This window comes from Planctomycetaceae bacterium (genome assembly GCA_041398825.1).
GTDB lineage: Bacteria > Planctomycetota > Planctomycetia > Planctomycetales > Planctomycetaceae > F1-80-MAGs062.
On sequence record JAWKTX010000007.1, the window covers coordinates 83295 to 108643 of the forward strand.

At 54.6% G+C, this 25349-nt stretch carries 17 protein-coding genes; 10 read left to right on the forward strand and 7 right to left on the reverse strand.

What is annotated here, in order from left to right:
* Positions 1 to 48: 48 nt before the first annotated feature.
* Both rho and coaE read right to left on the reverse strand, forming a co-directional pair.
* On the reverse strand, positions 49 to 1359 hold the full coding sequence (gene rho / locus R3C20_13940) for a transcription termination factor Rho (GenBank protein ID MEZ6041602.1): 1311 nt from the start codon (positions 1357 to 1359) through the stop codon (positions 49 to 51).
* A gap of 241 nt (positions 1360 to 1600) precedes the next feature.
* Positions 1601 to 2341 carry a dephospho-CoA kinase gene (coaE, locus tag R3C20_13945; GenBank protein ID MEZ6041603.1) on the reverse strand — a complete coding sequence of 247 codons (741 nt, stop codon included), beginning with the start codon at positions 2339 to 2341 and terminating at the stop codon, positions 1601 to 1603.
* A 321-nt stretch (positions 2342 to 2662) separates the two neighbouring features.
* Here coaE and R3C20_13950 point away from each other — a divergent pair, with 321 nt between their 5' ends.
* The 3 genes from R3C20_13950 (at position 2663) to R3C20_13960 (ending at position 8559) form a co-directional block, all read left to right on the forward strand.
* Positions 2663 to 4486: a phospho-sugar mutase gene (locus R3C20_13950; protein ID MEZ6041604.1), complete on the forward strand. Its 1824-nt coding sequence runs from the start codon at positions 2663 to 2665 to the stop codon at positions 4484 to 4486.
* Positions 4487 to 4599: 113 nt separating this feature from the next.
* Positions 4600 to 6786, forward strand: coding sequence for a Tex family protein (locus R3C20_13955; protein MEZ6041605.1), 2187 nt, complete (start codon positions 4600 to 4602; stop codon positions 6784 to 6786).
* A 537-nt stretch (positions 6787 to 7323) separates the two neighbouring features.
* Positions 7324 to 8559, forward strand: a complete 1236-nt coding sequence (locus R3C20_13960) for a pitrilysin family protein (GenBank protein MEZ6041606.1) — start codon at positions 7324 to 7326, stop codon at positions 8557 to 8559.
* Between the two features lie 172 nt (positions 8560 to 8731).
* On the opposite strand, the gene R3C20_13965 is transcribed toward R3C20_13960, so the two are convergent.
* Both R3C20_13965 and R3C20_13970 read right to left on the reverse strand, forming a co-directional pair.
* Positions 8732 to 9184, reverse strand: coding sequence for a hypothetical protein (locus tag R3C20_13965; GenBank protein MEZ6041607.1), 453 nt, complete (start codon positions 9182 to 9184; stop codon positions 8732 to 8734).
* Positions 9185 to 9221: 37 nt separating this feature from the next.
* Positions 9222 to 11957 carry a DEAD/DEAH box helicase gene (locus R3C20_13970; protein MEZ6041608.1) on the reverse strand — a complete coding sequence of 912 codons (2736 nt, stop codon included), beginning with the start codon at positions 11955 to 11957 and terminating at the stop codon, positions 9222 to 9224.
* A 1495-nt stretch (positions 11958 to 13452) separates the two neighbouring features.
* Between R3C20_13970 and R3C20_13975 the strand changes: the two genes are divergently transcribed.
* The 4 genes from R3C20_13975 (at position 13453) to R3C20_13990 (ending at position 19631) form a co-directional block, all read left to right on the forward strand.
* Positions 13453 to 14466: a DUF1559 domain-containing protein gene (locus R3C20_13975; protein MEZ6041609.1), complete on the forward strand. Its 1014-nt coding sequence runs from the start codon at positions 13453 to 13455 to the stop codon at positions 14464 to 14466.
* 61 nt (positions 14467 to 14527) lie between these two features.
* Positions 14528 to 18637, forward strand: a complete 4110-nt coding sequence (locus R3C20_13980; GenBank protein MEZ6041610.1) for a cobaltochelatase subunit CobN — start codon at positions 14528 to 14530, stop codon at positions 18635 to 18637.
* Positions 18634 to 19266 carry a MotA/TolQ/ExbB proton channel family protein gene (locus R3C20_13985; protein MEZ6041611.1) on the forward strand — a complete coding sequence of 211 codons (633 nt, stop codon included), beginning with the start codon at positions 18634 to 18636 and terminating at the stop codon, positions 19264 to 19266. The genes R3C20_13980 and R3C20_13985 overlap by 4 nt, the downstream gene beginning before the upstream one ends.
* A complete protein-coding gene (locus R3C20_13990; protein MEZ6041612.1) occupies positions 19266 to 19631 on the forward strand; it encodes a DUF2149 domain-containing protein in 366 nt (121 codons plus the stop codon). The genes R3C20_13985 and R3C20_13990 overlap by 1 nt, the downstream gene beginning before the upstream one ends.
* A gap of 103 nt (positions 19632 to 19734) precedes the next feature.
* Here R3C20_13990 and R3C20_13995 read toward each other — a convergent pair whose 3' ends face one another.
* Together R3C20_13995 and R3C20_14000 are read right to left on the reverse strand one after the other, a co-directional pair.
* The gene (locus tag R3C20_13995; protein MEZ6041613.1) at positions 19735 to 20352 is read right to left on the reverse strand and encodes a DUF1559 domain-containing protein; all 618 of its coding nucleotides are present in this window, start codon (positions 20350 to 20352) and stop codon (positions 19735 to 19737) included.
* Between the two features lie 42 nt (positions 20353 to 20394).
* Complete coding sequence (locus tag R3C20_14000; protein MEZ6041614.1) at positions 20395 to 20865, reverse strand: DUF1559 domain-containing protein; 471 nt, start codon at positions 20863 to 20865, stop codon at positions 20395 to 20397.
* A gap of 439 nt (positions 20866 to 21304) precedes the next feature.
* Between R3C20_14000 and R3C20_14005 the strand changes: the two genes are divergently transcribed.
* Positions 21305 to 21814 carry a hypothetical protein gene (locus R3C20_14005; GenBank protein ID MEZ6041615.1) on the forward strand — a complete coding sequence of 170 codons (510 nt, stop codon included), beginning with the start codon at positions 21305 to 21307 and terminating at the stop codon, positions 21812 to 21814.
* Between the two features lie 27 nt (positions 21815 to 21841).
* Here R3C20_14005 and thyX read toward each other — a convergent pair whose 3' ends face one another.
* The gene (gene thyX / locus R3C20_14010; GenBank protein ID MEZ6041616.1) at positions 21842 to 22777 is read right to left on the reverse strand and encodes an FAD-dependent thymidylate synthase; all 936 of its coding nucleotides are present in this window, start codon (positions 22775 to 22777) and stop codon (positions 21842 to 21844) included.
* Positions 22778 to 22897: 120 nt separating this feature from the next.
* On the opposite strand from thyX, the gene R3C20_14015 reads away from it, so the two are divergent.
* Complete coding sequence (locus tag R3C20_14015; GenBank protein ID MEZ6041617.1) at positions 22898 to 23383, forward strand: methylated-DNA--[protein]-cysteine S-methyltransferase; 486 nt, start codon at positions 22898 to 22900, stop codon at positions 23381 to 23383.
* 416 nt (positions 23384 to 23799) lie between these two features.
* Positions 23800 to 25212 carry a hypothetical protein gene (locus R3C20_14020; GenBank protein ID MEZ6041618.1) on the forward strand — a complete coding sequence of 471 codons (1413 nt, stop codon included), beginning with the start codon at positions 23800 to 23802 and terminating at the stop codon, positions 25210 to 25212.
* Positions 25213 to 25349 lie beyond the last annotated feature (137 nt).

Below are 25349 nucleotides of genomic sequence, written 5' to 3' on the forward strand. Positions count from 1 at the left end.
GTCGTTGCTTTTGGAGGAACTTCGACACGGAACCGGAAGAATGCGTTGTCAGGTCAGATTCATTGACAGGAGAAACTCTTCGTTGGACTTCGTTCTCGAAAGTCGATTCACCAGTAACTCCATTGCTTCAATGGAATTCATATCACTGAGAACGCGACGCAGCACCCAGACGAGTTTGAGCTCGTCTTCATTCATCAGCAATTCTTCCCGGCGGGTTCCCGATCGATTCACGTCGATCGCCGGCCAGATACGTCGTTCGACAAGCCGCCGATCCAGGTGAAGTTCGGTGTTTCCTGTTCCTTTGAATTCTTCGAAGATCACCTCGTCCATGCGACTGCCGGTATCCACCAGCGCGGTGGCGATAATGGTCAGGCTTCCGCCCTCTTCAACACAGCGAGCAGACCCAAAAAAACGCTTTGGATGCTGGAGAGCATTGGCGTCGACTCCACCCGACAGGATCTTGCCGGAATTGGGTGTCTCCGTATTCCATGCCCGGGCCAGTCGAGTAATCGAATCCAGAAAGATAATGACGTCGTGGCCGTATTCCACCATCCGCTTTGCCTTTTCGATTACCATCTCGGAAACCTGGATATGTCGAGACGGTGGTTCATCGAAAGTGCTGCTCACGACTTCGCAATTGTCACCTTTCAGTCGTCGCTCCATGTCGGTGACTTCTTCGGGGCGTTCATCGATCAGCAACACGATGACGTATGCGTCCGGATGATTGTGCAGCACAGATTTTGCCATCTGCTGCAGCAGGACTGTTTTGCCGGCACGAGGCGGTGAAACAATCAGCCCCCGCTGTCCCAGACCGATCGGCGCCACCAGATCCACAACCCGGGTGCTGATGAATTCGGCGTTGTCGGCCAGTCGCAGTCGCTTTTCCGGATGCAGTGGCGTCAGGTCATCAAAGAAAACTTTGCCCGGCAGCAGGTTTGGGTCGTGGCCGTTGACTGCTTCCACGCGCAGGAGGGCAAAGTATCTTTCGTTCTCTTTAGGAGGTCGAATCTGCCCGGCGACGGTGGCACCCGTCCGAAGTCCAAACCGGCGAATCTGGCTTGGACTGACATAAATATCATCAGGACATGGCAGGTAGTGATAATCGGGACTGCGAAGAAAGCCAAAGCCATCCGGAAGGATTTCCAGCGTGCCTTCACCAAACATGAGGCCGCTCATCCGTGTGCGTTCTTTCAGAATCTTGAAAATCAGATCCTGTTTCTTCATGCCATGGTATTCGCTCAGCTGCTCACTCTCTGCAATCTGCAGCAGTTCTTTCATCGACATTCGCTGGAGATCAGCAATGTTGACGTCTGCGGCCTTCGACGGAGAGAAAGTCTCGGAAACCGATTTTTCGGGCATCGGGACATTGGCACCAAAATCCGGGGAGCCATCGGTCCGTGTGTCGGGAGCTTCGTGTCGAGTGTCCGGGCGACGGACCATCCGCGCGGCGGAGGTTCGACTTTCTTCAGGGCGTGGTGTTCGTGTCATGGCCGCAACGGGCCTCCGGGTAGATTACAGAAAGGTAAACGGAAGGCAGAGAAAGGCTTCTGCAGGCGAACTTCAGAGCGAATGCCGATGGGTTCGCGTGCAATGGTGAGGTTTATTTCCTGAAAGACTTCAGAATGGAATCCAGGACATCTGTCATTTGCCGGGCCGCATCCGCCAGACTTCCTGAATTATCGATGATGTACTTCGCAGCTGAACGTTTCTGATCGACAGGCAACTGATTCGCTTCCCGACGGGCAAGTTCCTCAGACGACCAGCCTCGGTTTTCCGCCACACGTTTCTGACGAATTGCCAGTGGCGTATCAACAAAAATCAGAGCATCACAATCATGCGCCCAGCCGGCTTCCAGCAGCAGGGCCGCATCCCAGATGATAGCGTCCACATCCTGTGGGGCCGTTAATATTTGCTTGCGGGTCTCCAGATGGATTGCCGGGTGAATAATTTGATTCAGGGATGTCAGCGAGGAATGGTGTTTGGCAGTCTGCCCGAAAACCTGTTCGGCAAGAGCAGCTCGGTTTACGGTTCCATCTTCGGAAAATACGGAATTACCAAATGTCCGGCGAATCTTCTCTGCAATGTCTTCTCTGTTGAGCAACGTGTGACCAATCCGGTCCGCATCAATGAAAAGCAGCCGAAAACGGGTCACCTCCCGAGCAACGGAAGATTTGCCGGATCCGATACCACCCAGGATGCCTATGACCGGGACTGGAACATCAATCGAACGTTGAAGACCGGGGGACAAAAGATGTGTATTTTGAAAAGGGGGAAGAGTTGGCAGATCAGGAAACTCGCGGACGCGAGGGAATGATTCAGGACGGGTTGAGTTTGAATCCATTCGTGATCATCAGCAGAGATCGCCGACAAACACCGGGGCCGTATGACCAGCCCTTGTCCCAATCCACTCCCTTACGGATGAGACCGTGGCTATATTGCTCAATCAAAAAGGCGAAGTCAATCGGTTCAAACCGGAGATTAACGCTTTTCCATGAGTTGGCCGCGATCTTCCGGCGGGCTCAGAATTCAACGGTCGAACACCTTACATCGCCTTGCCGCTGAGCCGTAACTCATTAGCCTACGCAACCTGACCTCGTCCGTTCCGCAATTCTCAATTCCCGGGGCCACCAGGGTTCCTGTCTCCTGAAGCCAGAGTTCGATCATGCCTGCTGATTCTCAAGCCCGCATTCAGGCCGCCGCCGCCGAAGGAAAACTTACGGCAGATTCGCCTCGCAATCTGACAGAATGGCTCGCCAGAGATTGCGTGTCACCCTACCGCCCAAGGATCCTTGAACTGATCGACGCCGAGCAATGGGACGTGCTTGACGCCATGTTCTGGACATCAATCCCTTTCGGAACTGGCGGACGACGCGGCCCAATGGGTGAAATGGGACCAGCCACAATTAACGATCGCACGATTGCGGAATCTGCACACGGAATGGCGGTCTATCTTCGTTCGACAGGTGTCACCAGTGGCGGTTCCGCCGTCATCGCCCATGACACACGTAATAACTCCTCGCATTTCGCCAGAATCACCGCCTGCACTTTTGCTGCACACGGTCTGAAGGTCTATCTCTTTGAAAGTCATCGATCCACTCCCGCGTTGTCATTCGCAGTGCGACATCTGGAATGCAACATCGGTGTCATGATCTCTGCGTCACACAACCCGCCAGCTGATAATGGATTCAAGGCTTACTGGAATAACGGCGGACAAGTGATTCCGCCACACGACAAGGGGATTATTGCGGAAGTCGAACGAGCCGATGTCATTCCCACGGTCGACTTCGATACGGCTGCAGCAGACGGCCGAATTGTCACCATTGGAAAGGAAATTGACGACGCTTACACGAACTGTGTCGTCCGACTTTCAGAAACAACCAACCGAAATATCTCTGCTGTCTTTACTCCACTGCATGGTGTTGGTGAAACCTCGGTTTACGCGGTCATCAGAAAAGCCGGTTTCACTAGTGTCGACATATTTGAACCGCATCGCGAAGCCAACGGCGATTTCCCAAACGTCCCAAAGCATCTGCCAAACCCGGAGAACCTCGAGGTCTTTAACCCGGTCATTGACTGGATTCGTGAGACCAGTCACCCGGCCGATTTGATCCTCGCTTCGGACCCCGACGCCGACCGTCTGGGTGTCATGGTCCGAAATCCATCCGGTGGCTTCACTTCATTGAGTGGTAATCAGGTTGGCGCTCTGATCACCGACTTTCTTTTTCGAAAGAGAAAAGAAGACGGCCGATTCTCGCCGCTCGATTACGTCGTTGAGACGCTCGTCACAACACCTCTAACAAAAGCTGTCGCCGAACATCACGGCGGCCGGGCATTTCATGAACTGCTGGTAGGATTCAAATACATCGCTCAGACAATGGAGGAACAGGGGACTGAACACTTTGTCTTTGGCACAGAAGAATCCATCGGCTTTCTCGCGGGCGATTACTGCCGTGACAAGGATGCTGCCGTTTGCGCACTCTACATCCTTGAACTGGCGGCCGAACTCAGCGCTCAGGGTCTGACGCTGCTGGATCAGCTGGACTCGTTGCACGAAACATGTGGCTATCACTGTGAAGGCCAGAAGTCGATCTACTGCGAAGGCCCCAGCGGCAAGGCAAAAATTGACAACCTGATGGCGACTCTACGTGAAAATCCTCCGGCGCAATTCGGGCCTGTGCGGTTTGTGGAAGTCACTGACTACAAAACCGGAACTCGGACGGCAATCCCATCGGGCGAATCGCTGGGAAGCATCAAACAGCCACGAGGCGATTTGCTGATTTATAAGTCTGATCCGCAAAGCCCGGTTCGCATCCAGATTGCCGGGCGACCGTCCGGTACGGAACCCAAGATCAAGTTTTATTTCTTCTGCCAGTCTGAACTGAACCCTGGCACCGATCTGAATCAGGCAAAAGGTGTCGGAGACAGCATGATGAAAGATGTTCAGCAGGCTTTGGCTGCCTGGGCTCAGCAACAACTGAATTCGTAACATCCCATTGCATAACGGTTGTTTTTGATTCTGGTTTTACCAGCGCCCGCTGACCGACGGTTGCCAGACGTACGAATTGGCCCGGACCACATTCCACAAAAGAACCTGTTTCTATGGCATCTGACGAAAACTCGTCCGCTTCATTGCTTTTCAATGTCACGCGATTCTGTCAGCAGCTGGCAAAAGAACTGAATCTGCAGACGGCCCAGATTGAAAACACGGTCGCGTTGCTGGACGAAGGAAACACCATTCCATTCATCGCTCGCTATCGCAAGGAGGTCACCAAAGGTCTTGACGAAACACAATTGCGAGCCATTGAGGATGCTCTGGCAAAGGCTCGCGACCTGGCAGACCGCAAGGACACAATTTTGAAGACGATCGGCGAGCAGGGACAACTCACAGAATCCCTGCGAAATCAGATCGTGGAATGCAGCGACCGGAAGACACTTGAAGATCTTTACCTTCCCTTTAAGCCCAGAAAACGTACGCGAGCCACCATTGCCCGAGAACGAGGTCTCCAGCCGCTGGCAGACATCCTGCTTTCACAGGGCAAACTCTCGAAGCCCGGAACGGAATTGCTTCACGCATTTGTGGATCCGTCGAAGGAAGTGGCCGACGAAACGGCCGCTCTTCAGGGAGCATGCGACATTGTTGCCGAAACCTGGTCCGAGGATGTCAACGCGCGCAGGCAGTTGTTAGAACAGGCTGAACGTTCCGAACTGGCCTGCAGCGTGAAACGCGGAAAGGCAGAGGACGGCAGCAAATTCGAAATGTACTTTGACAGTCGCGAACGGATATCACGCATGCCTTCGCATCGATTTCTGGCAATGCAGCGTGGGGTCGATGAAGGCGTCCTGAAAGTCGGCCTCGTGATGGATGATGATCAGGCGACCCGCAAATTGCGGCAACAGTTTCTTCACAACCCATCATTCGAGTTTCGTGCGATTCTCGAGCAAACAGTCGATGACTGCTACAAACGTCTGCTGCATCCCGCGACAGAGTCTGCCGTCATGCAGAAACTAAAAGAAAAGGCGGATGCGGATGCAATCGAAGTCTTTGCTCGTAATCTGCGGGAATTGCTGCTGGCAGCTCCAGCAGGACCACAGGTCACTATCGGTCTTGACCCCGGATTTCGAACCGGATGCAAAGTGGCTGTTGTTGATGCAACAGGGAAATACCTGACTTCCACGGCGATCTATCCGACTCCCCCCAGAAGTGACCTGGAAGGCGCCGGAAAGACGCTTCTGAAACTGATCAGAGACTACGGAGTCACGCTGATCGCAATTGGGAACGGAACAGCGTCGCGGGAAACAGACGCCTTCGTCACAAATCTGATTCGAGAGCATGATCTGCAGATCACCCGAGTCATGGTCAATGAGTCCGGTGCTTCCATTTACTCTGCCAGCCAGGCAGCCATCGAAGAATATCCTGACCTCGATGTCACGATTCGTGGCGCGATCAGTATCGCGCATCGACTGCAGGATCCGCTCGCGGAACTGGTGAAAATCGACCCGCAGTCGATAGGTGTCGGACAATATCAACACGACGTCAATCAGACGGAATTAAAGAAGGCCCTGGATCGTCAGGTTGAATCGTGCGTCAACAGTGTTGGCGTTGACGTCAACACTGCCAGTCCTTCGCTGCTGTCTTATGTTGCCGGTATCGGAACCACTCTGGCACGACGCATTGTGGAGTACCGCGACACCAATGGAAGATTTGACTCCCGTCAGCAGTTGCTGAAGGTGCCAAGACTGGGACAGAAAGCATTTACTCAGGCGGCAGGTTTTCTGAGAATCCGTGATGGAAAACAGCCACTTGATAATTCGGCCGTGCACCCCGAACAATATCCGCTGGTTCAGAAAATGGCAGCCACTCTACAGGTAGATGTCCAGTCACTTGTTGGCAATGAAAGTCTGGCCCAGCGACTGAAAGCTTCAGACTTTGTTACCAGCGAATCAGGTGAATTCACAGTACGCGATGTCCTTGATGAACTGGCGCGTCCCGGGCGCGACCCGCGCAGCGAATTCAGGACTGTGAAATTCTCGGAGTCCGCACACGAAATCAGCGACCTGACCCCGGGGATGAAGCTGGAAGGTGTGGTTACAAACGTCACACGCTTTGGGGCTTTTGTGGATATCGGAGTTCATCAGGATGGACTCATCCATATCTCTCAGCTGGCCGACCGCTTTATTAATGATCCTTCAGAAGAAGTCGCCGTGGGAGACATTGTGAAAGTGACCGTTCTGGAAGTCGATGTCGCCAGAAAACGGATTTCACTGTCGCGCAAGAGCCCGCAATGATTTTATGGGCAAACAGAACCTGGCCACGTGCGTTGTCCAGAGCTTTTGTACGCGGAATGACTGTCCTTGTGCTGCCGGCTTCAATCGATTGAAGAACATGGAATTCTGAGTTGTGCGTCCCGGGGCCGATGGATAGATTTCCCGCGCCGTGAGCAGCGATCACTGATCACTGCAGACCCGGTATTCAGGACACCTTCAGGAGCCATTTATGGTATTCCGTCCGCGGACAAAGGCCAAGATTGCGAAGAAACTGAAACGCTGTGCCAAATGTGGAGTTCTCATCGGCATTCGCGTTCGCTGCAAACGGTGCCACAAGAAACAGTAGTCTTTGCCTGAGCCGCTCTCCTCTAAGAGCGGCTCTTTCCGTTTTCCTGAATCACCCGGGGTACGACAGGATGCACCAGCATGAGTGCTTCACAGATTCAGGTTTTGATGCAGCTTTGGCAGGAATGCATCGTCGCATTGAAGTCGCTACAGTTCCCCTGAACGCCGGACCTGTCGTCGGCAATCGCATTTCCCCTCAAATCGAACGATCGCATGAAATTCCAGGAACACACGCTGTCCAACGGACTGCGGATCATTGGTGAGACCAACCAGACTGTTCACAGCGTCGCCGCTGGTTTTTTTGTTCGAACAGGATCCCGCGATGAAACTGCTGCGGTATCGGGTGTCAGCCATTTCCTTGAGCACATGGCATTCAAGGGCAATGAAAAATTCACGGCGGACGACGTGAACAGAGTCTTCGACGAGATCGGAGCCAAGTACAACGCGTCAACAAGCGAAGAGATCACCATGTATTACGCAGCCGTTTTGCCTGAATACCTGGAATCGGCAATGGATCTGCTTTCTGCGTTGATGATGCCCTCGCTGCGGCAGGATGACTTCGACATGGAAAAGAACGTCATTCTTGAAGAAATCGGAATGTACGAAGACCAGCCTTCATTTACCTGCTACGACACCATCATGTCGACGCATTTCGCTGGTCATCCCCTTGGACAAAGTATTCTGGGGACCAACGAAAGTATTACGGCATTAACTGCCGAGCAGATGCGGGAGTATCATCGCAATCACTATCACGCAGGAAATATTACCCTTGCCATTGCCGGACGATGTGATTTCGAACATGCAGTTCAACTGGCAGAACGCTACTGCAGCAGCATTCCTGCGGGGCATGCAAATCGCATCCTGCTTCCCGTCGAAGCAAAACCATCGACGCAAATGGTCTATCGTGAAGGAAGCGTGCAGCAACACATCATGCAAATGGGAGAAGGCCCACGATCGGATGACCCGCTGCGATTTGCCGCCGAACTACTGGCGGTCGTCGTTGGGGACGACAGCGGAAGTCGATTGTTCTGGGATCTTGTCGATCCCGGACACGCTGAAGCTGCGGATATTGGCTACAGCGAATATGACGGCGCAGGTACATGGATGACGTATCTCAGCTGCCAGCCGGAACAGGTAGAGCAGAATCTGGCAGCGATGAAACGCATCTTCGATGAAGTCAGCCGCGATGGAATTACCGCGGAAGAACTTGAGCAGGCGAGAAACAAAGTTGCTTCACGGATTGTACTGCGAGGCGAACGGCCGATGGGGCGACTCTCGTCACTGGGCAACAACTGGGTCTACAGAAATCATTACCGATCTGTTGAAGAAGACCTTCAGACAATCCGGTCCATCACTGTCAAAGAGATCCGTGAAGTGTTGACAAAGTTTCCTCTGAAGATGATTACCACAGCAGGTGTTGGACCACTGAAGGAGCTAACAGCCTTTTGAAAACGGGACTGGCTCGACCAGGAGACCTCAAAACACGATCGTTTACATTCGCCCTTTGGGCCTGTCCCGGTTGTTCAACGGACAGCTAATAAGCTAAGCGTGAATCGCGGATGACAGATTGAGCTGTCGGTGAAGGCAAGGCGCTGCGGCAAGCGCGCGGCTGGTCCGGACATTAATCCGCTGCAGATCCTGGCGACCGCGTTTTACCGAACCCCCGTTCCTCACGAAACGATTCCACGGACTGTGTCAACTGGCGGCGACGATCGTCCAGCCCCGCCTGTTTCTGCCAGGCAAGCAGCATCTTCCGCCAGCCGAAATACCCAAGTAACACCGATACGATAACCGTCAGTGAACCGCCACCGATCAGAATCCATCGGCCCATTCCGCTGTGTGTGATAACATCCCAGGGATCAACCTGACCCGGCTGATTGACACCACCCACTGCGACGATGATTCCAAACAGGAACGCCAGCAATGTCGCCATTGACGAGATCATAACGATCACGCCAATGACGACTGCCATCGTTCGCTGGATCATCGACAGCTTTGCAGACTGGATTTCCGACAGGGGAGCCCGGTAGGGATCTGTCGCAGCCGAATCCGGTTGGTGCGAATTACCCGCCATCGCAGTTGCCTCCGGGAGCCCCGAATTATATCAGCTTCTACTTACGGAACTTATTGCCACGTGGGCCCTTGCCACCCCGAAATCCACCAGCATCTCGTCCCGGACGGCCTTCTGAGCGGCCACCTTCCGGACGACCGCCGTCAGCCCTTCCACCCCGATCGGCAGGTCGGAACGACCGCTGCTCTCGATCACCCTGACCACGCCCTCGGAATCCACCTCCCTCGCCATCGCGGCGCGGTGGGCCACTCCGATGTCCACCATGATTTCGCTGATCGCCGCCTGGACGCTGTCCACGAGAACCTGATCCTCCGGAGCGATAGGAATCGGAAGGAGACGGACTATCGGATCGAGTGATGCGAAGATGTCGGCCCATCACGATGACGTCTTTCAGTCCGCGGAAGATTTCCGGCGGCATGCCGACGGGCAGATCGACATAACAGTGATCATCCTGAATATTGATCCTGCCGATGTTTCGAGAATCAATGCCGGCTTCATTCGCGATCGCTCCGACAATGTTTCCCGGCTGTACGCCATGCTCATGACCAACCTCCAGCCGGAACGTTTCCATTCCTTTTTCCGGACCGCCTCGCCGTCCGCCTGGTGCTCGTCGCTGGTCATCGCGACCAGGTCGTTCTGAACGGAATGGTCGTTCGCCGCGCGGATTCCGGTCTTCACGGGATGGTCTGCCACCGCGTGCCGGCCGTTCGTCCGAGAACGATCGATCCCCGCGCGGGGCGGTACGGCGATCGCCACGGTCGGATGCAGGTCCAGTCTCTACTGGCGGACGGCGGAAGTCTCTTGTCGCAAACGAATCGCCGACGGGTGGCGGAGTAGCTGAACCGGTCACTGCAGCATCCGATGGTGGAATGGCCGGATCCGAGTTGAAAGAGGTGGCTTGAACGGGCGTTGGCGGATCGAACATCGATGCATCGGCCCGGGTCTTGATCACGTGCTGCTTACCAGTGACGGCGGTTGATACAACTGTTGTCGACACAACCGGAGTGACCACGACCGGGTTCGAAGGCACTGTGACTCCCTCGTGAGTCACAGATTTGGGGATCTCCATCACTGGGAGCGGCTGCTGAACATCGGACTCAACAGGAACCGATCGCGGAGTTTCGTGCCGCGGAGCATTCCCATAGCCCCCGTTGCCAGTGCGTTCGTGGTGCCGAGTCTGCGGACCAGGGCTCGCCAGGCTTCGATCATCGGGGCTTCCGAAGTTCTGACTACGTCGATCCGCGCCGCGGCTATCATGACGGCTATCGGAGCTGCGGCTTTCCTGCCAGTCCCGATGACCCTGCTGATCTCGTCCGGGACGACTGCGTTGATCTTCCCATCGATCCCGGGAATTGGCTGGTCCCCGAGAGTCTCTTCGGTCGCGGCTTTGCCCGAAACGGTCTCCGCGAACATCGTGCGATGGTCCACGGCTCCTGGCACCATAGGGATCTTTCTTGACATCCTTCATAAAGAACGGCTTATCGCCCTGCATCAGCACGGCTGTTGCGGCCACAAGGTCTTCCAGCGCCATGCCGGTATCCTGTTGTACTTCCGACATCAACCGTTTGAACATTTCAAACTGACTAGCGCTGGTGGCCGCCTTTAATCGTTCTTTCAGATCTTCTTTTCGACGTTCATTCACCGCACGCGAAGAGGGGAATTCCATTTCTTCTATGGTCTGACGTGTCGATCGCTCAAGGCTTCGCAGGTGTCGCCGTTCACCGGGGGTCAGAAACAAAATGGCCTCGCCTTCGCGTCCAGCGCGCCCGGTCCGCCCGATTCGATGGATCCAGGCTTCGGAGTCATGCGGCAAGTCATAATTAATGACGTGACTAATTCGCTGCACATCCAGCCCTCGAGCAGCAACGTCTGTCGCCACCAGAATATCGAACTTTCCGTTCTTCAATTGTTCAATCGTATGCTCCCGCTGCTTCTGGACGATATCGCCGTTAATAGCAATGGCCGAATAACCATTGGCCACCAGATCGTCTGCGACTCGCAGCGTAGTCTCTCGCGTCTTGACGAACACGATCACTCCATCCGTCTTTTCTGTTTCCAGAATACGAATCAGAGCGCCGGTTTTCTCCCGGAAAGGAGCCACCAGATAACGGGACCGAATGGTATTGGCGACACGCATCTCAGAACGAATCGTGACCGTTGCAGGGTCCTTCAAATGTTCATTCGCAATGCGCCGAATCGGATCCGGCATCGTTGCAGAAAACAAGGCCACCTGTCTTTGCGGCGGTGTTTGTTCGAGAATCCATTTCACGTCGTCGACGAAACCCATGCGAAGCATTTCGTCCGCCTCATCAAGAACCAGGCATCGCACATACTGCAGATTCAAAGTGCCGCGACGCATATGATCCATGACACGGCCGGGGGTCCCCACAACAACCTGACAGCCTCGCTTCAGTTCACGAATCTGGTTTGTGTAAGACGCGCCACCATAGATGGGCTGCACGTTCAGACCGGGCAGGTCTTCGCCGTAGGTTGAAAACGAAGTCGCAACCTGAATGGCTAATTCCCGGGTCGGACAAAGCACAAGTACCTGCGTAGATCGGTCTTTCAGATCGATTCGCGAAAGTAGCGGCAGCGCGAACGCGGCTGTCTTGCCTGTGCCAGTACTGGCCTGCCCAAGGACATCCCGACCTTCCAGCAAATGGGGAATGGTCTGGGCCTGAATGGGGGTGGGGACGGTGTAGCCGCGCGTATCAACGGCAGACTGAACTTTTTCGGCCAGGTTCAGCGAATGAAATGTAACTTCAGCGGTAGACATCAGACGGATCTGCTTTCTGAGATCAGACAGAGTCCGTAGCGATGGCAACCGTCGCGAGGGACCTGTCGGAGGGTGGACCCGCAGCCCTTTCGCAACGTCAGCGGATCTGCCAATTCAATGGCAGGCACGGGGACGCAACGATGAGCGCGTTGGGCATTCAAACGAGTTGTAAAGTGCCTGCCAAAAGCAGACTTTTTACTCGATCGAACGCACACAGTTTCGAATCCGAACCGGTTGCCAAATCAGGCTCTCGGATTCAATAGTCCCCCAGGTTGTGACTTCTTCCAGCATTTCATGACCGAGGACCTCGTCCGCAAACCATGAGCTTTTGTCACAACACGTCCGGACCAGCAATTTCATCTGGTCCCGTGAGTCCGCGATTGACGACCTTCCCACCGAACGATCGGCAGAAATCCCTCTCGGGCTACGGCTACGCGGCTCAGATGGCTGATAGAAGTGTCAACTTCCCGTTCCAGCCTTCACATCTCTCAAGAAAACTGCATTCATCGAGCAACGAACACCTTATCGGCGTTCTGAGAAAAGTGCGAGACAATTTCCGGCGGCTGAACGGAAACCGCAGGATTGAGAGAAACAGCTCCCCAGCCACCCGCCCCGGAGCCCGATCATTCTGCCGAAGAGCAACTTCTCTCGCAACGAATCGAGCCACCAGCCACGGCAACCCGCGTTTCAAGCTGTTGCCCGGATTCTGAATTTGAAATCGGATCCTCGCGTTCCCTCACGACGTGCTTTCTTTCGACGGTTCCCGCTGATTCCTGAAACGATTCGCTGCCAGATCTGATTTCGTGCTCTCGCAGACGGACTGAGTGCTCTCAGGCGCTTCGGGTCTTGAACGAGACCACTCCCATCGACTAAACGACTCGAGGTCACCCGTCGACGCGTGAATTTGCGGACTGGGACAAGGGGGCCTTCTAATAGAAACTGACGGGGAGTGGCGGATTTTCCGCCATCGATGACGGAATTCTCGTCGCCTGAATCAATGCATGCGGCGTCTTCGTTCCTGATCTTCGCTCTCACCAGGGGGAAATGATCGGCACTCGTGATGCGACGCGGGTTGGCATGCGAGTTGCGGTGCAGCGAATGCGTGTATCTGCGTAGATTCAGGCTCTTCTGGGGTGTCAGGCAGGACGTGAGATTCTATCGACTTACTGTAAAGATCGTGATGGCTTTGTTGCTCTGCATTCCGGGCGGCTGTGGAGGGGCGGATTCATACCCTCGGGCGAAACCGGTTTCCTCAATTGGACGGACGGCCAACTGTGATCATTGCTCAAAAGAAATCGCGGCGGTTGAGCGAACTCATCTCTTCGAATTTCAGGGCGTTCAATACACCGTTTGCTGTCCTGAATGCTCAGACAAACTGAAGGATGAGATCATTCATGGCGGTAGTCATGAACACTGAATGGCCAGTTTATGAACTTGCAAAGCAGGCTTGTGACGCGGACAACCGAACTCGGTTTATCACGGGAATCCGACTCTGATGTTAAAGGGTGAGATGTCTTCAACTTCTTCAACGACTTCCATTTCAACTTCTTCCATTCAACGCCCGATTGCGATCTCGCGGCGTTTGGGATTTACATTGATTGAACTGTTAGTCGTGATTGCGATTATCGCGATCCTGATCGCATTGCTGCTTCCTGCGGTTCAGCAGGCGCGCGAGGCGGCTCGGCGAACTCAGTGCAAGAACAATCTGAAGCAGCTCGGGATTGCATTGCACAACTATCATGATACCCATGGAATGTTTCCGGCCGGGCACATGGAGAGTGGAGTCGACGGGCCATCGTATCGTCATCAATTCGGCTGGTTGACTTATCTCCTGCCTTTTGTCGAACAGGCACCTCTTTACAAACAGGTCAACTTTTCACAGATTGATTTGACGCTGTCTGCGCATCAGAACCCGGCCTTTATGGCGGTGGGAGGAACGGACGTGTCGGCCTTCATCTGTCCCAGTGACCCGACCGGCCGCAATAACTCAGACTGGGCTCCCACAAATTACCTTGGGAATCAGGGGACGACGTGTCAGTCCAGAGACAAAAGCGGCAGTGGTGTTTTCGGACACAATTCGTGGATGAAAATTCGCGACATCACGGATGGCACTTCGAATACGATTGCGGCCGCTGAGATTCTCAAGGGCGATTTCAATGTGAATTCCGTGAGGGACAATTACATCTTCATCCGAAATGCGGCGGATGCGAATAACATTGACACTTGCCAGGCATTTCCGCCGAATTCCTCTGATCTCGGCGGAGTGTGGTTGGGAGGTACGCCACAGAACAACTTGTTCAGCACCAATCGAACGCCCAACGATCGACGTTTCGACTGCATTTCCCCGAACTTTGGCTGTACGAATTTTGCGGCTCGAAGCCAGCACGTTGGCGGAGCGCAAGTGATTCTGGCAGATGGCTCAGTCCACTTCATCAGCGAAAGCATCAGCATCGAAGTCTACCACGCTCTGGGAACACGAAATGGCGGTGAGGTTGTCGGTGAATTCTGATTATCTGCTGCCGAAACATCTCACGAGGTGCGTGCCTTACTTCGGATGTCTGATCCTTCTGATGATAAGACCGTCATGCGGCATCGCGCAGGATCAGCAGCGTCAGGATCCAGCACCGAAGATGGCGTTCATTGGCCTGCATGGCGGCGTCTTTGAAACTCTCAAAACGTTTGCCGAAGATCAGTCACTGAAGCTGACTTACCTGCGAGACGGCAATATCGCAGACGGAACCGCGTCACTGGATGGCGTTTCCGTTCTGTTTCTGCAGCACACGCGCGACGACCTCCGACGACAGTATCAAGAATTGATTAAAGCTGCTCGCAGTGACAACCCGTCGCTGCGTGTGTTCAGTTTGTCCGGGCTGGCTGAAGCGGACTTGCCGGAGTTGACCAAAGCCGGCGTTGTTGAAAAGGATGAAGCTCTTTCGGCCTACTACGGGAGCTCGCCGGAGAATCTTCGGCGATTGCTCATTTACGCTCGCGTCAAACTGCTGGGGCAGCCGGGCGAGATTCTTCCGCCTGATGCCGAGTCGCAGGTTTTCGGGCTGTTTCATCCGGAATCCAGAGACATGTTTGGCGGCGTTGAGCCGTTTCTTGAATGGGCCAGAAAGAAGAAACTTCCGACAATCGACGGGCCGCGAGTCGTGATCGCTGTGCATGGCACGCATCTGACGTTTCAGCAGCCTCGCGTTGTGGAAGCGCTGGTTCGCGAATGCGAACGAAACGGCGCTCTGGCCGTTGCCATGGTGGACTATGGTCCCGATTACGAACGTGATGTCAGGGAGTTTCGTCCTGCAGTTATCATCCACACCTGTCACAGCAGAGAGCGTGTTTCCTTTCGTGAAGAACTTGAGGTCCCGCATCTGCATTCCATCTTTATGCGTGAACAGTCCATTAACGACTGGCAGGTGGCCCTGCAGGGACTGTCTTCCAGTGAAATGGCATTTCACATTGTTGGCCAGGAACTGCTTGGCGCGATTGAGCCTCAGGTGACATCCGGGACACCGGGCGGCCGAGGAAGCGAAGAAGCATTCACGCCGATTGCTGACCGAGTGGAGCATCTTGTCAGTCGTGCGATGCGCTGGGTTCGACTGGGCACCGCTCCGAATCGAGACAAGCGCATCGCCTTTGTGTATTACGACCGCGAAATGGGGCAGGCGGAGTTAATGAGAGGCAGCGCAACGGGCATGTTCATGAACGGCCCGCGCAGCATGGTGAATGTTCTGCAGGCGATGCAGCAGCAGGGCTACGGACTGGATCAGGTTCCTGAGTCAGAAGACCAACTGCTGGCGTGGATGATGGAACATGGTCGTCAGATCGGTGTCTGGGCACCAGGAGTTCTCGAACGCCTGGCTCGAAGCGGTAACGCAGTGCTGATTCCAACAGAAGACTATGTCGAGTGGTTCGAAAAGCGTGTTCCTGCCGACCTTCGTGATGACGTGATTCAGCGCTGGGGGCCTCCGCCGGGGAAGTTTCTGGTCTGGAAACAAAACGAAAAGCAATACCTTGTGATTCCGCGAGTGGACCTGGGCAACGTGATTTTGCTGCCGCAACCGCTCCGAGGTGAAGCCCAGGACACTTCGCTCGTTCACGATCTGAGAGTTCCTCCACCACATAACTATCTCGCGACTTATTTCTGGCTGGACGAAGAATTCCACGCCGATGCGATGGTTCATTTCGGAACCCATGGCTCAGAATTCATGTTGCCGGGTAAGCCAACCGGACTGTCGGGACACGATTGGCCGGACATCGTGCTGGGCAGCATTCCGAATATCAATCCGTGGGTATTGAACAATCTGGGTGAGTCCTCTCCGGTGAAACGCCGGGCTTATGCCGTTCTGATTGATCACCTGGTCCCGCCGTCGGTCAATGCAGAACTTTCGGATCAACTGAGCAACCTGCACGATGACATCGACAAGTGGGTTGTGCTGTCGGATGGTGCGTTGCGTGAGAAATTCCGGGAAGCAATCACACAGCAGGTTCGGGATACCGGTCTGGCTGTGGACTGCCACCTGGATTTGCCGGACGGGCAACTGGTGACGCCGGAACAGATTGATACGGTGCTGACGTATCTGCATGACATTCATAATGAAACCACTCCGGTCAGCTTGCATGTGTTTGGTAAACCTCCGGCAGACGAGTTGCTGCTGCCGTATCTTGTGGTGTGCGGCGGCAGCGATCTGCTGACACAACTTGGTGAGCTGATCGATGTACCTGCCAGCGAATCGCTGACTCCGGGAGACCGGAAGAAGTATCTTCGCCGCGCGGCCGAAGAATTGGTTCGGCTGCATTTGCGAAAAAACTTTTCCCTGAAAGATGCCCTCGATTCCGTGGGTGCACGACTTCCTGAAAACACCGTTTCGGAACAACTGGAAGAGACGTTTCAAAAGCTGACCCGACTCAGCGACGGATTTCGGCAGACGCCGCAGGAAGTCGAACAACTGCTGGCGGCGCTCAATGGGCGATTCATTCCCCCCGGTCCGGGCAACAGCCCCGATCGCAATCCTGCTTCGCTGCCCACCGGCCGCAATATGTACGTCATGAACCCAGAGGAAGTCCCGACGCAACCGTCCTGGGAACTTGGACGCCAGCTGGTCGATCAGCTTCTGCAGGAACGTTTAAAGAAGACCGGGCGGTATCCCCAAAAGATTGCCTTCACGCTCAATTCCTTTGCCACGTTTCAGGATTATGGAGTGATGGAGTCGCAGATTCTTTATCTGCTGGGTTGTCGGCCTCAATGGGATGAGAAGAACCTTGTGGCGGATGTCGAACTGATTCCGCTGGACGAGCTCGGTCGGCCTCGAGTGGACGTCTTCATTGCCGGACTGTCGTATTATCGAGACATGCTTCCCACGCGGATGCGGCTGATCGACCGCGCGGTACGCCTGGTGGCAGAAGCAGAAGAGCCGGAAGGCCAGAACCCGATTCGGCAGAACAGTCTGGCCGTTGAGCAACAGCTGATCGCATCAGGTGTCGCCTCTGAGCTTGCCGCAGTGCAGTCTCGCGGGAGGATCTTCGGCTATCCGGAAGGGCAGATGGGATCTGCAGGATATTACTACCTGGTTGAGAAGTCTGGCGAATGGGATACCCGCGAACAGCTGATGGATGTTTATCTTGGCCAGGTCCGCAACGTCTATACGGAAGGCGCTTGGGGAACTCCGGCCGCCGAAGCCTACAACCGCCACATTCAGGGAACAGAGATCGTTCTGCGAAGCTGGTCGGATCGTACTCGCAGTCCGCTTTCCAACAAATACGACTGGTACCACGGTGGCAGTCTTGCGCTGGCCGTCGAACATTTGACCGGCCAGAAGCCCGAGTTTCTTTTGTCGGACGTACGCGACCCGGACGCTGCCCGGGTCGTCTCCGCAGAAGACGCACTTCGACAGGACTTCCGCGTGCGTCTGTTCAATCGCAAGTGGATTGAAGGCATGATGCGCGAAGGGTACGCCGGTGCGGATCAGATTTCCGTTCACGTCACGAACTCGCTGGGCTGGACGATCATGCGGCCGGGCAGCGTGGGTGACGATTACTGGACCGAGATCATCGACACGTTCATTCGCGATAAAAAGAACCTTCAAATCAAGGAATGGTTCGAGTCCGAAAACCCCTTCGCGTATCAGGACCTCACGGAGACTCTGCTCGAGACAATTCGCAAAGGTTACTGGCAGCCCGATGCCGACACGATTCGCGAGATTGCCGCAGAGTATGCTCGGTCCGTCGTTCAGCATGGCGAAGGGGGAGGACTTCGCGGTGGTGGGAACTTCAAACTGGAAGCCTTCGTTCAGCAAACTCTTGCAGAACCGAATGACAAGGACCTGAATGATCTGCTGACACGTCTTAAACAAAGAGCCGTCGATGAGACGCTCCTGGCAGGAGGAACACTGGATAGTACGGCTCCGACCATTGCTCAGACACACCCGGCAATGTCCACCGAGAACAGTGAAACAAACACGGAAACGCAAGAGCCCGATGCAAGTCCTGAGAACACTGAGAGCCCGGAAGTGACAGGCAAGGTGCTTGAGCCAGTCAACCAGCAACCGAGTCTGTCGGCGAGTTCCGATGTTCCTGAATCACCACCACGAGAATATCCGTGGAGTATGATTGCGGTATTCGCCTGCCTGCTGTTGATTGGTGCTGGCTATGCTTCGCGTTGGGGGATTGCGAAGTCATGACATCACTGGTCGACGCGTTGTACGAGTTCTCGAACGCCCTGCTTGTGCCGGTGATCGCCTCACTCTTCGTGCTGGTGCTTTACTCACTGCTGGAAATCGGCGGTTCGCTGCGCGAATGGAGTGAGCGACGTCGCGTCAGGAACGCGTGGCAGGTTCATCAACGAGAACTCGTTGCCCGGAGCGTTTCATTCGATACCTCTGAGAACGCAAAGGCGGTCTATCCAGGATTGGTGGCAGTCTTTGTGAAGCGAACACTGGCCGATGGTGGACTCCCGATCTTCGCGGAAAAGCATGCTCACGATGTGGAAATTGAATCTTCGGCGCGGCTTGCTCGTTTGAGCCTGCTGATCCGTGTGGGACCGATGCTCGGCCTGATGGGCACGCTGATTCCTCTGGGACCGGCGTTGATCGGGTTGACGGAATCCAACCTGACCGGAATGGCGGAGGACCTGGTCGTCGCCTTCAGCACAACTGTGCTGGGTTTGCTGGTGGGCGGAGTTGCTTACGCGATCTGGCTTGCAAGACGCCAGTGGTACGCTCAGGACCTGGCCGACATGGACTTCCTGCTTCAGACCCTGTCCCTGAAAGAACCACCGACCGGTTTCGCCCACTCCACCGGAGAAACCTGATGGATCGACAACCACGGAACAGACAGAGGTACCAAAGACTGTTGCACGATGACGAACACGATCCACTGGCGGGAGTTTCGAATCTGTTTGACGTCGCCATGGTCTTTGCGGTCGCGCTGCTGATCGCGCTGTTTGCCCGAGTTCCGGCAAGCGATCTTCTGAGTTCGAGCAGAGAATCCCCGTCAGTCGATACGAAGGACCAGGAAGACTCGGTTCCCCGAGATGGCGATCAACTAAAACAATTTCAAATCGGCGACCGCGAAGCCGGTGGCCGAGGAGAGCGTCTGGGCGTTGCCTATCGACTGCCATCGGGCGAAGTCATCTATGTCCCGGAACCCCAGTCAAAAGGTGAAGGGATGAAGTGAGTTGCATTTTGATGGCTCCGGACCTGCCATCAGGCTTAATCCGCCTGCCCCGACATTCGATCCTGTGCCCTGAAATCCTTCAACACCTCTACATTCAACACCTCTAATAGTCGCTGTCTGAGAGGGGAGTTTGGGGAACAAATCCGGTGAATCTCGGCTTCGAACCACCGGGGGTCAGCAGTTGCAGATACACCCGACGATCCACATCATCAGAAATGGATTTCACGCCGCCGTCACAAAATGCAAAATTGCAGACACCCGGGTGTCCGGAAGAAGGGAACGGCAAACCTTCTCCACCATCCTTCATCCGATTTGGAAGACCGTTGAGTCCGGAGGGAACAGGCGGATCGCTGAAGTTGGTATTATCCACGGCAGAGGTCTCGACTGGATAGACAAACGTGCAATTGTTTGGCGCAGGGTTGGACCATGTCCCCGAAACTCCTGCGTTCAGATTTTCTGCAAGAAGAAACGTGTTGGTCGCACCATCGTAGATGGTATGCATGGACTGACTGAAATTATCGCTGCGAACCTGGATCCACGAAACACCCGTGTCCTTATTGATCAGCTCGTCAATCTTATCCTGCTGCGGATCCGCACCTCCCCCGGGCGAGACGCCACTCTGATTCCAGTCCGCAGGAATGTTTACGTAGTGATGCATCTGTGATTCGAAAGGATTCTGGCTGGCAGCAATCCGCGAAGAATATGCATCCAGATTAACCATGTTTGCATAGCCACTGTTGATGACGTAGCTCAGGCCACCCGGTTACCCAAACGCTGACTGGTCATCAGGACAGGCCAGCACAGCCAGATGCGTGCGAGCGAGGGGGAAGTTATTGCCACCAAACGGCGGAGCAGCCGGATCCCAACGATCTGCCAGGTCACGGCGATCCAGTTCCGGCAGACATGTCACAACCCAGTTCACCCCACCCAGCGGGGAACATTCGACTTGATGTGGAGTTGGATTGGTCACGCCCGGAGGAAGAATCGGGGTGTATTTTCCGTAGGCCGGAATCTTGTCCTTACCGCGAGTTGTATTGGACATGATTGCAACCGCAATGTTGCGCAGATTATTCTGACATTGTGTACGACGGGCCGCTTCTCTTGCCTGCTGAATGGCCGGCAGTATCAGGGCCATCAGAGTCGCAATGATCGAAATGACAACCAACAACTCGATCAACGTAAAACCAACCCGACGCCCCACTTTACGTATGCCGCGCAAACCAACCTTCTTCATTTCCATCACTCCTGACGAACACGCAATCTAATCCCTGGGCAGGTGGGAACTATCTAACCCGTAACGAGCGTTGCCCCGGAAGTTCCGTAAGGATTCTGAATTTTCTTTCAGGATTGAATCGGGCCAGTCAGAACAGAATCTCCCGCTGTTGGTTGAACTGGTCGCGGTTAATTCCAATTCATGGTGCGGGACCTCTCTGCCACACAATTTCCTCGCCAGCTGCACCAAGAAGTTTTGCAGCACGCAGTGGTGGGGATTCTGATCCCTGAACACACCCCTCCTTACTTTCGCATTCCGAATGATTCTGGCAGAAAACGCCACCGTGTATCCGACCATACACAAGGGGATGCAATCGCGTAGTCGGGGCCCTTAGGGAGAACAATGAACCCATGCAGAGCCGTTGGAGCGAACGACCTGTCATTTCCTGATTGACGGGCACATGCTGATCCCTCTGCTGTCCAACACGCTGGTCTACAGACTCGTGGGCCATCTTAACTGGCGCGTTCTGGATCGGGTGACATTTCTCTACGACGCTCGCAGCCTGTTCTCCGATTTGGCCGGGACGTCATTTTTACTTCCGTTGATCACCACTCTGATCGTGGTCCCGGTGATTCGCCGACTGGCAAAGAGAGGACTGTTGATCAATGTGTTCCGGCCAAAGCTCATGCCGGGCTTCTTCACCACTCGCTGTGCTGCTTCCATGTTTCGACGGATCCAGTGGCTACGCAGTCAGGGCGTCACTGTTCAGGCGACGGTATTCGGTGTCGTATCGACACGGCTTTCTCTACCGATCGCGTCTTTCTGGTTGTCAGCTTTGCTGGAAAGCGGGACGAGCGTGGCCGCTGCCATCGGTTTCAAAGTGCTGCTTGCAGATCCTGGCTGGACTCATCGTGACACCGATGATTGCCATCCTAACGTGACGCACATCCAACCACCTGAATCGCGATAGGAATTCGATGCCAGGGCGTCCTGAACATTAGTCATCCGCCACGATGAGCCCCAGACGCTGCAGTTTACCACGGCATTCGTCGCGTTCCCGACTTCGCTGTAGACTGGCCCAGGCAGGGTCCTGAGCAGACAGGAACTGTTCTTCCGTGAATGGAGGTGACGTCCCGGCTGTTGCAGCGTTGGCTGTCAGTCGCTGGATCACACCGATGTCCAGTCGAGTCAGAAACATCGCCTGCATACGGTAATCGAGGAAAGCCTCCCAGACGACGGGAAACAGCGGCTTCACAATCTGCTCACCAATGGCGGTTGCATAGTTCCGGATCTCAAGCTGAGCATGGCTATCCATTCGCAGTGCGAGGAAGTGCAGCAGATTGTGAAGGTCGATTTTCCAGTAGGCCTCCGTGTACGTTGCCAGTGGCAGGTCCTTGCGGGCCTGTTCGCGCGCGACACCTGATTCGATGCGGCTTTGGTAGACATTACGCATCTGCGTCTGCAGATCGGACTCCTGGTCGGTCAATTGCTGGCCAAGGTCAACAGGCAGGGCATCTCCACTTCCCTGGCGATTAGATTCCGCCTGAGTGCGCCATTCTTCCGGTGTGGTTGTCTGGGCGGCGTCTATGGCCAGAGAATACCGTGTGCTGTATTCGTTGATATTAGCAGTACGGTGGCGCACCCATTGGCGCCAGCAATCCATGGGGACGCGAACCAGAAACTTGATTTCGGCCATCTCGAAAGGCGTTGTATGCCGGTGTCTGAGCAGGTACCGAATCAGAGTTCGATCGTCACTGACTTTTTTCGTACCTTCGCCATAGCTGACTCGTGCCGCCTGCACCACACTACTATCATCACCCATCACATCGACCAGGCACACGAAGCCGTCATCCAGCACCGGAAACTTCTTCCATCGCAGGTCATTCACCAGGGCAATTCGGTCACCGGCGGGATCGGCAGAATCAGTGGTCATTTCACTCTCGCAGGTCATTTCAATCGAAGTCGGCACAACGGTACACTCTGAGGCACTCAAAGCGCGAGAAGGTTAACAAACAGACCAGCGCCTGCCCATCGCTCGCAGGGACCACAAGAAATGTTCTACACGATTCTCGATGAAACGCCGGTTGGACGCCTTCTTATTGCCGGAGACGATGAAGGGCTGAGGCACGTTCAGTTCCTGAAGGCTGAGGATTCCTCAAATATCCCTGTGAACTGGGAAGAAAACGTCAAAAAACTTCGCGAACCAATTCGACAATTGAAACTGTATTTCACCGGAAAGCTCAGACAATTCAGCCTGCCTCTGGCAGGTGAAGGAACGGAATTCCAGAAAAAAGTCTGGGCAGCACTGTGCGACGTACCCTTCGGCGAAACAGCAAGTTACGGAGAAATTGCCGCTGCCATCAGAAAACCAACGGCATCGCGCGCTGTGGGAATGGCTAACGGTCGCAACCCCATTTCGATTATTGTTCCCTGCCATAGAATCATCGGGGCCAGCGGAAAACTTGTTGGTTACGGTGGCGGACTGGAGAATAAGAAAACCCTGCTTCGACATGAAGGAGCGACAGGCTGGAGTATCTGAGGGAAATTGGATCGAGTTTACGTTCGATTGCTGCCCCAACAGCCTGTTGAAAAGAAACACAAGAGTCACCCGATGCATTAGCGAGAAACAATTGCACGGGTTTGCAGAGGCCAGCGATCCCTCGCTCACGCGTCGGTGGCTTTTTCAATGGACAAATAAGTTCGACCGCAATCGATATCGAACGACTCGGATGCGACAGAAGCATCACAGATGCCGGTAGAAAAAGTCGAATTTCGGGACAAAAACCGAACCGGAATGGAATCACACGTGAATGGAATCCTGCCTGCAGCAAACTGAAATCGCGTCTGAAACTCTCAGGCGGCCCGGGTTCCCGGTACTTCGTGTTCCGGCTCCTTACCGGCGTCTCAAGAGCTCCGGACACTCTTTCAATGGACTGCTGAACACATGAATCGACCATGACAGACACTGGCCCAATTTCAAACCCGGACAGACAGCCATTGTTTCCACTAAAGCTGTCAGACTTCGAGTACTACATGTTCGCGGATGATCGCCCTTCGCATCCCATGGTGTTTGCGATGACAGTGGCGGTCGCTGGTGAATTGCGAAGAAAAGAGCTGACTCTGGCGATCAACGACTCGATCAGGGACAACCCACTGCTCGCCTGCCTGATCGCGGATACAGCGGACCAGGGATGGAGCTGGGTACCACTCGAATCACACACGCCGGCCGTTGAATGGAATCATTTCGCGCAAACGGAGGATTTTTCTGAGGTCTCAGCACGTATCATCGATCTCACCCAAAGCGCCGGACTGGAAGTTCAGGTGGATGCCACTCCGAATGCAGCGAGAATTGTCTTCCATCTCCATCACGCCTGCTGCGATGGAATCGGGGCACTGCAATTCATTGGTGAAGTCATGGCACGATACGGTTGCTTCACCGCTGGGCCCGATGATAAACGACCGCAGTTTGTACCGCGCAACATTGAACAATTGCGTCTTCGCAATCAATTCAGTTCGGCGGGCACTCAAAGGAGCCGAATCGGACGAATTTCGCGAGCTGTTGCAAAAGTCTCAAGACTGCTGCTTCGACGACCCGTCACACTGATGAAGGTCAGCAACGTCTCTGACGCCGCGAACCAGCATGACAGGGCTACTGCCGGCATCCTCCGATTTGCTGAACTTCCATCGGAATTCACGCGGGGCCTGTCAATTGCCGCACAGAAACAAAAGGTTTCGGTGAACGACCTCTGCATTCTGGAAATGCTGCTCCTCATCCACGACTGGCGGGAATCACAGGGTGATCTCAGCGGTCGATCCTGGCTTCGAGTCGCAGTGCCGCTCAGCATGCGATCGAAAGAACACGAAGCGATGCCGGCGGCGAATCTTGTCAGCTACGCATTTGTTACGCGTCGCGCGTCCGAGTGCCGCGATCCGAACCAGCTGATTGCTTCGATTCATGAACAAACCGGAGACCTGCTTTTCATGAGAGAAGGTATCGTTGCACTGAAGTGCCTCAGATTCTTCCGCTCAGTTCCTCTGGGAATGAAAATGTTTCTGGAACTGAAATCCTGCTTTTGCACCGTGGTGCTGGCCAATGTCGGAACCATTCGACGGCGATTCGAAGGACGATTTCCCACGGAAGATGGACTTTGGAAAGCTGGTAACGTTCGCATCACATCCATCAACGGCGCCGCACCGGTTCGAAGAAACACCCATGTCGCTGTCAGCATCGGAGACTACGGCGGAATGCTTCGAATCAATCTGCGAGCCGACAATCATGTGATGACGCCGGAGCAGGCCAGCCAGTTCCTGTCGGAATACGTCGGGCGACTGACGGTGGTCGCCGGGCCCCATTGTTCAGACCCCTGAACCTCAGAATCTGCACCACGCATTCGTGAGAAACTCTTGTTCTCATCGATTGCGAGGCCCATAGTCGATGCCATAATGGGTCGACGCTTATGCGTGACCAACCGCCATCCATCATTCATGGGAACAAGCGGGCAAAC

Bases quoted from the DNA above. Each gene is read 5' to 3' on its own strand.
- rho (MEZ6041602.1), bottom strand. From the start codon at position 1,359: ATGCCCGAAAAATCGGTTTCCGAGACTTTCTCTCCGTCGAAGGCCGCA.
- coaE (MEZ6041603.1), bottom strand. From the start codon at position 2,341: ATGGATTCAAACTCAACCCGTCCTGAATCATTCCCTCGCGTCCGCGAG.
- R3C20_13950 (MEZ6041604.1), top strand. From the start codon at position 2,663: ATGCCTGCTGATTCTCAAGCCCGCATTCAGGCCGCCGCCGCCGAAGGA.
- R3C20_13955 (MEZ6041605.1), top strand. From the start codon at position 4,600: ATGGCATCTGACGAAAACTCGTCCGCTTCATTGCTTTTCAATGTCACG.
- R3C20_13960 (MEZ6041606.1), top strand. From the start codon at position 7,324: ATGAAATTCCAGGAACACACGCTGTCCAACGGACTGCGGATCATTGGT.
- R3C20_13965 (MEZ6041607.1), bottom strand. From the start codon at position 9,184: ATGGCGGGTAATTCGCACCAACCGGATTCGGCTGCGACAGATCCCTAC.
- R3C20_13970 (MEZ6041608.1), bottom strand. From the start codon at position 11,957: ATGTCTACCGCTGAAGTTACATTTCATTCGCTGAACCTGGCCGAAAAA.
- R3C20_13975 (MEZ6041609.1), top strand. From the start codon at position 13,453: ATGTTAAAGGGTGAGATGTCTTCAACTTCTTCAACGACTTCCATTTCA.
- R3C20_13980 (MEZ6041610.1), top strand. From the start codon at position 14,528: ATGATAAGACCGTCATGCGGCATCGCGCAGGATCAGCAGCGTCAGGAT.
- R3C20_13985 (MEZ6041611.1), top strand. From the start codon at position 18,634: ATGACATCACTGGTCGACGCGTTGTACGAGTTCTCGAACGCCCTGCTT.
- R3C20_13990 (MEZ6041612.1), top strand. From the start codon at position 19,266: ATGGATCGACAACCACGGAACAGACAGAGGTACCAAAGACTGTTGCAC.
- R3C20_13995 (MEZ6041613.1), bottom strand. From the start codon at position 20,352: ATGGTTAATCTGGATGCATATTCTTCGCGGATTGCTGCCAGCCAGAAT.
- R3C20_14000 (MEZ6041614.1), bottom strand. From the start codon at position 20,865: ATGAAGAAGGTTGGTTTGCGCGGCATACGTAAAGTGGGGCGTCGGGTT.
- R3C20_14005 (MEZ6041615.1), top strand. From the start codon at position 21,305: ATGCTGATCCCTCTGCTGTCCAACACGCTGGTCTACAGACTCGTGGGC.
- thyX (MEZ6041616.1), bottom strand. From the start codon at position 22,777: ATGACCACTGATTCTGCCGATCCCGCCGGTGACCGAATTGCCCTGGTG.
- R3C20_14015 (MEZ6041617.1), top strand. From the start codon at position 22,898: ATGTTCTACACGATTCTCGATGAAACGCCGGTTGGACGCCTTCTTATT.
- R3C20_14020 (MEZ6041618.1), top strand. From the start codon at position 23,800: ATGACAGACACTGGCCCAATTTCAAACCCGGACAGACAGCCATTGTTT.